General features: G+C 69.3%; 5 protein-coding genes and 1 pseudogene. All 6 read left to right on the top strand.

Annotated features, from left to right (window positions below; translation table 11 throughout):
- A pseudogene (locus AC27IO_RS18260) lies at positions 1–1434 on the top strand (ABC transporter substrate-binding protein); the annotation flags it as partial.
- 37 nt (positions 1435–1471) lie between these two features.
- Positions 1472–2428: an ABC transporter permease gene (locus tag AC27IO_RS18255; protein WP_272568392.1), complete on the top strand. Its 957-nt coding sequence runs from the start codon at positions 1472–1474 to the stop codon at positions 2426–2428.
- 20 nt (positions 2429–2448) lie between these two features.
- On the top strand, positions 2449–3327 hold the full coding sequence (locus tag AC27IO_RS18250) for an ABC transporter permease (protein WP_498740050.1): 879 nt from the start codon (positions 2449–2451) through the stop codon (positions 3325–3327).
- 2 nt (positions 3328–3329) lie between these two features.
- Positions 3330–4964, top strand: coding sequence for an ABC transporter ATP-binding protein (locus AC27IO_RS18245; RefSeq protein WP_284431444.1), 1635 nt, complete (start codon positions 3330–3332; stop codon positions 4962–4964).
- Positions 4965–4994: 30 nt separating this feature from the next.
- Positions 4995–6083, top strand: a complete 1089-nt coding sequence (locus AC27IO_RS18240) for a tartrate dehydrogenase (RefSeq protein WP_498740048.1) — start codon at positions 4995–4997, stop codon at positions 6081–6083.
- A gap of 116 nt (positions 6084–6199) precedes the next feature.
- On the top strand, positions 6200–6995 hold a 796-nt coding region (locus tag AC27IO_RS18235; RefSeq protein WP_498740051.1), incomplete at its 3' end, for an aldehyde dehydrogenase family protein.

Raw genomic sequence — 6995 nt, 5'->3', positions numbered from 1 at the left:
CCCGCCGCGCGGCCGCATCCGCGTGGCCGGCGCCACGCCGCGGCCACCGACACGCTGGACCCGGCCAAGCAGTCCAACCAGACCGACTACTCGCGCGGCACCATGCTCTACAACGGCCTGTTCGTGCTGGACGGCTCGCTCACGCCGCAGCCCGCGCTGGCCGAATCGTCCGCCACGCAGGACGCCAAGACCTGGGTGTTCACCCTGCGCAAGGGCGTCACCTTCCATGACGGCAAGGCCCTGTCGCCGGCCGACGTGGTGTTTTCCATCCTGCGCCACAAGGACCCGGCCACCGCCTCCAAGGCCAAGGTGCTGGCCGACCAGATCGAGACCGTCAAGGCCTCGGGCCCGAACGAGGTGACCATCGAGCTGAGCGCGCCCAACGCCGACCTGCCGGTCATCCTGGGCACCTTCCACTTCCACATCGTCAAGGAAGGCACCACCGACTTCAACGCCGGCATCGGCACCGGCCCCTACAAGCTCAAGGAGTTCAAGCCCGGCGTGCGGTCGCTGATGGTGCGCAACGACGCCTACTGGAAGCCCGGCAAGCCCTACCTGGACGAGATCGAGTTCGTGGGCATCGGCGACGAGAGCGCCCGCGTGAACGCGCTGCTGTCGGGCGGCATGGACCTGGTGGCCTCGGTCAACCCGCGCGCCGTGGCACGGGTCAAGGGCACGCCCGGCTACGCCATCTTCACCACGCAGTCGGGCCAGTACTCCGACCTGATCCTGCGCAAGGACATGGGCCCGGGCGCCAACCCCGACTTCATCCTGGCGATGAAGTACCTGTTCGACCGCGAGCAGATGAAAAAGAGCATCGCGCTCGACTACGCCGTCATCGCCAACGACCAGCCCATCGACCCGACCAACCGGTTCTACTTCAAGGACCTGCCGCAGCGCACGTTCGATCTGGACAAGGCCAAGTTCCACCTGCAGAAGTCGGGTGTGACGGGCAAGGTGCCCGTGGTCACCTCGCCGGCCGCCATGTACTCGACCGAGACCGCGCTGCTGCTGCAGCAATCGGGCCAGCGCATCGGCCTGGACCTGGACATCAAGCGCATGCCGGCCGACGGCTACTGGTCCAACCACTGGCTCAACAGCCCGGTGGGCTTTGGCAACGTGAACCCGCGCCCCAGCGCCGACACCATCCTGACGCAGTTCTTCAAGTCCGATGCGGCCTGGAACGAATCGCGCTGGAAGAGCCCGCAGTTCGACCAGCTGCTGCTGGCCTCGCGCGCCGAGACCGATCTGGCCAAACGCCGCCAGATGTACGCCGACATGCAGACCATGATCCACCAGGAGGCGGGCATCGGCATTCCGCTGTTCCTGGCCAGCATCGACGGACATTCCACCAAGCTCAAGGGCTTGTCCCCGATTCCGCTGGGCGGCCTGATGGGCTACTCTTTCGCCGAGCACGTCTGGCTCGAAGCCTGACGCCCCGCACGCACCGAGCACTGGAAGCCGCCGCGCCATGAACCGTGTGATTCTCAAGCTCCTGGTCCAGCGGATCCTGCTGGCGCTGCTGTCCCTGCTGGCGGTCTCGGTGATCGTTTTCTCGATCACCGCCGTGCTGCCGGGCGACGCCGCGCAGGAGCAGCTGGGCCAGGACGCCACGGTCGAGGCCCTCGCCGCGCTGCGCGCCCAGATGGGGCTGGACGTGCCGGCCCCGCTGCGCTACCTGCGCTGGCTGGGTGGCATCGTGCGCGGCGACCTGGGCCAGTCGGTCACCACGCAGATGCCGGTGGGCGAGCTGGTGGCCAGCCGCCTGCCCAATTCGCTGCTGCTGGCGGCCGTGACCGCGCTGTTCTCGGTGCCCATCGCGCTCACCCTGGGCATCGCCTCGGCCGTGTGGCGCGGCTCGTGGTTCGACCGCCTGGCCTCGTCGGCGGCGGTGGCCGTGGTGTCCGTGCCCGAGTTCCTGGTGGCCACGCTGGCGGTGCTGGTCTTCGCCGTCAAGCTCAAATGGCTGCCCGCGCTGTCTTACGTGAGCGACATCGAATCGGTGGGGCAGATGCTGCGGGCCTTCGCCATGCCCGTGCTCAGCCTGTGCTGCGTGATCGTCGCGCAGATGATGCGCATGAGCCGCGCCGCCGTCATCGACCAGCTGGAGGCGCCCTACATCGAGATGGTGCGCCTGAAGGGCGCCTCGCCCCTGCGCATGGTCATGGCCCACGCGCTGCCCAATGCCATCGGGCCGATCGCCAACGCGGTGGCGCTGTCGCTGTCGTACCTGCTGGGCGGCGTCATCATCATCGAGACCATCTTCAACTACCCCGGCATCGCCAAGCTCATGGTCGATGGCGTGACCCAGCGCGACATGCCGCTGGTGCAGACCTGCGCCATGATCTTCTGCGCGGGCTACCTGATCCTGGTGACGGCGGCCGACGTGTGCGGCATCCTCGCCAACCCGCGCCTGCGCCACCGCTGACCACACCGAAGGGCCGCCCCATGGATTCCCTGACCCACCCTTCCAGCCCGCCCGCCACACCGCGCCACGCGGTGCGCCGCTGGCTCTCGGGCTTTGGCATCTCCGGCCTGATCGGCCTGGCGGTGCTGCTGTGCTGGATGCTGGCCGCCCTGGCCGGTCCCATGCTGCTGCCGGGCCCGCTGCAGGCGGGCGGCGGCTCCGACGTGTTCGCGCCCATCAGCGCCCAACACTGGCTGGGCACCGACTACCTGGGCCGCGACATGCTGGCGCGCGTGATCGACGGCGCGCGCTACACCGTGGGCGTGGCCCTGCTGGCCACCCTGCTGGCCAGCGGCACGGGCACGGCCCTGGCGCTGTTCGCCGCCGCCATGGGCGGCAAGGTGGACACCATTCTGAGCCGCGTGCTGGACACCCTCACCGCCATTCCCAGCAAGATGTTCGCGCTGATCCTGGTGGCCGGCTTCGGCTCGTCCGTCGCCATGCTGGTGGCCACGGCGGCGGTCATCTACATCCCGGGGGCCTACCGCATCGCGCGGTCGCTGGCCGTCAACATCAATGCGCTCGACTACGTCACCGTGGCGCGCACCCGGGGCGAGGGCACGCTCTACATCATGCTGCGCGAGATCCTGCCCAACATCGTGGGCCCCATGCTGGCCGACCTGGGGCTGCGCTTCGTCTACGTGGTGCTGCTGCTGGCCGGCCTGAGCTTCCTGGGCCTGGGCATCCAGCCGCCCGCGGCCGACTGGGGGTCGCTGGTGCGCGAGAACATCGGCGCGCTGCCCGACGCCGGCGCCTCGGTCATCGCACCGGCGCTGGCCATCGCCAGCCTGACCATCGCGGTCAATCTCGTCATCGACAACCTGCCGGGCCGTGCGGCCCGCGAACGCGGAGGGCGTTGAACATGGGGGCATCCGTTGTCGTCCAAGACCTTAGCATCACCGCGGGCGACCAGACGCTGGTCGATGCGCTGAGCTTCACCATCGCGCCCGGCGAGGTGCTGGCGCTCATCGGCGAATCCGGCTCGGGCAAGACCACCACAGCGCTCGCGCTGATGGGCTACGCACGGCACGGCTGCACCATCTCCGGCGGCAGCGTGCGCATCGGCGACGTCGACGTGCTGCACCTGGCGCCCGCCGCCCAGCGCGCGCTGCGCGGGCGCACCGTGGCCTACATCGCGCAGAGCGCCGCCGCGTCGTTCAACCCGTCGCGCACCATCATGGACCAGGTGGTCGAGCCCACCCGCATCCACGGCACCCTGAAGCGCGCCGAGGCCGAGGCCAAGGCGGTGCAGCTGTTCCGCGAACTCGCGCTGCCCGATCCGGACACCATCGGCGACCGCTACCCGCACCAGGTCTCGGGCGGGCAACTGCAGCGGCTGATGGCCGCCATGGCGCTCATCACCGACCCCGACCTCGTCATCCTCGACGAGCCCACCACCGCGCTGGACGTGACCACGCAGATCGAGGTGCTGCTCGCCTTTCGCCGCGTGGTGCGCGAACGCCGCGCCACCGCCGTCTACGTGAGCCACGACCTCGCCGTGGTGGCGCAAATGGCCGACCACATCCTCGTGCTGCGCAACGGCCAGATGCAGGAGGTGGACACCACCGCGCACATCCTCGCCGCCCCGGCCCACCAGTACACCCGGTGCCTGCTGGCCGCCGCGCGCCCCACGCCGCGCGTGGCCGAGCACTGCCGGGGCGAGGGCGAGCTGCTGCTGGATGTGCGCGACCTGTCCGCCGGCTACGGCCCGGTGGATGCCACCGGCCGCCCCGCCTCGCTCATCCTGGAAGACATCAACATCAAGCTCTACCGCGGCCAGGCCATCGGCGTCATCGGCGAATCGGGCTCGGGCAAGACCACGCTGGCGCGCGCCATCGCCGGGCTCATCCAGCCCTGGCACGGCACCATGCTGTTCGGCAACTCGGAGCTCAAGACCACGCTGGGCGCCCGCACCAAGGAAGAGCTGCGCCGCATCCAGATCGTGTTCCAGATGGCCGACACCGCCCTCAACCCCTCGCACACCATCGAGCGCATCCTGGCCCGGCCGCTGCAGTTCTACAAAGGCTTGAAGGGCGAGGCGCTGCAGCGGCGCATCCGCGAGCTGCTCGACCTGGTCAAGCTGCCGCACAGCGTGGCGGATCGCCTGCCCGGCGGCCTGTCGGGCGGGCAGAAGCAGCGGGTCAACCTAGCCCGCGCGCTCGCGGCCGACCCCGACCTGATCCTGTGCGATGAAGTGACCTCCGCCCTCGACACCGTGGTGGGCGCCGCCGTGCTCGACCTGATGGCTGAGCTGCGGCGCGAGCTGGGCGTGTCGTACCTCTTCATCAGCCACGACCTGCACACCGTGCGCTCCGTGTGCGACGAGATCGTCGTCATGCAGCACGGCCGCAAACTCGCGCAGGTGGCGCGCGCCGACTACGACCGCGGGCCGCACCACCCGTATTACGAACTGCTGGCGCGCTCGGTGCCCGAGCTGCGCCAGGGCTGGCTGGAGGAGAGGGCCGGCGCACCGGCCGTGCTGGCCGCCGCGGCCTGACAAACAGGCGATCCCTACCGGAGACACCCCATGCACCCCATCTTCCGCATCGCCGTGATCCCCGGCGACGGCATCGGCAAGGAAGTCATGCCCGAAGGCCTGCGGGCCATCCAGACCGCCGCCGAGCGCTTCGGCTTCGAGCTGGAATGCCGCACCATCGACTGGGCCAGCTGCGACTACTACGCCGCCCACGGAAAAATGATGCCCGACGACTGGAAAACCCAGCTCGCCGGCGTGGACGCCATCTTCTTCGGCGCCGTCGGCTGGCCCGCCACCGTGCCCGACCACGTGTCCCTGTGGGGCTCGCTGCTCAAGTTCCGCCGCGAGTTCGACCAGTACATCAACCTGCGCCCCGTGCGGCTCTTTGAAGGCGTGCCGTGCCCCCTGGCCGGCAGGAAGCCCGGCGACATCGACTACTTCGTCGTTCGCGAGAACACCGAGGGCGAATACACGTCGCTGGGCGGCATCATGTACGAGGGTACCGACCGCGAGATCGTCATCCAGGAATCGGTTTACTCGCGCCACGGCGCCAACCGCCTCTTGAAGTTCGCCTTCGACCTGGCCCAAAGCCGCGCCAAAAAGCACGTGACCCTCGCCACCAAGAGCAACGGCATCGCCATCAGCATGCCCTGGTGGGACGCCCGCGCCGACGACGTTGCCAAGGCCTACCCCGAGGTCACGCTGGACAAGCAGCACATCGACATCCTCACCGCCCGCTTCGTGCTGCAGCCCGGGCGCTTCGACGTGGTGGCCGCCACCAACCTGTTCGGCGACATCCTCTCCGACCTGGGGCCCGCCACCACCGGCACCATTGGCCTGGCGCCTTCGGCCAACCTGAACCCCGAGCGCACCTTCCCCAGCCTGTTCGAGCCCGTGCACGGCTCGGCGCCGGACATCTACGGCCAGAACATCGCCAACCCCATCGCCATGATCTGGTCGGGCGCGCTGATGCTGGACTTTCTGACGCAAGGCCAGGGCGCAGGACGGCAGGCGCACGATGCCATCGTGGCGGCGATCGAGGAGGTCATCAAGACCGGGCCGAAGACGCCGGACTTAGGGGGCACGGCCAACACCACGCAGGTGGGTGAGGCCATCGCCGCGTGCATCGCCAGGCGCTAGCCCATCGGCCCCGTCATTCCTTTTGCTATTGAATTTGTAGCACGATGCCCTAGTGTCATTTGCACTGGAGCCCGATTTCATTCAAATCCCATTCTGTCCTTGCCATGCCCCTGACCCTGCCCCTGACCCTCCACCGCCCCGACCTGATCCGCAGCGCCAACTTCATTGCAGGGCACTGGCACCCCGGCCCCGGCGCGCGGCTGCCCGTGACCGACCCCGCCACCGGCACCGTGATCACCGAGGTGCCCGACTCCGGCGCCCCCGAGGCCCGGGCCGCGCTGGAAGCCGCCCATGCCGCTTTTCCTTCCTGGCGCCAGGTGCCCGCCAAGCAGCGCGCGGCCATCATCAAGCGCTGGAACGATCTGGTGCTGGCCCACCAGGACGACCTGGGCGCCCTGATCTCCCTGGAGCAGGGCAAGCCCCTGGCCGAGGGCAAGGGCGAGGTGGCCTACGCCGCCAGCTACATCGAATGGTTCGGCGAACAGGCCACGCGCATGAACGGCGAGGTCATCCCCGCCCCCGTGCCCGGCCGGCGCATGTTCGCCCTGAAGGAGCCCGTGGGCGTGGTGGCCGCCATCACCCCGTGGAACTTTCCCGCCGCGATGATCGCCCGCAAGATCGCCCCGGCCCTGGCCGCCGGCTGCACCGTGGTCTGCAAGCCCGCCGAGGACACGCCCCTCACGTCCCTGGCCCTGGTGCTGCTCGCCCACGAGGCCGGGGTGCCGCCGGGCGTGCTGAACATCGTCACCGCCTCGCGCGAGAAGACGCCCGAGGTGGTGGACGTGTGGCTCGACGATGCGACGCGTGCGCAAGATCAACCTTCACCGGTCTCCACGCCCGTGGGCAAGCACCTGGCGCGCGCAGCGCCGGACACGCTCAAGAGCCTCTACGCTGGAGCTGGGGCGCAAGCGG

The sequence above is a fragment of the Acidovorax sp. KNOB132 genome (assembly GCF_057541515.1).
The sequence above is the reverse complement of the archived record's forward strand: the minus strand, read 5'-3'. Positions and strand labels throughout refer to the sequence as shown.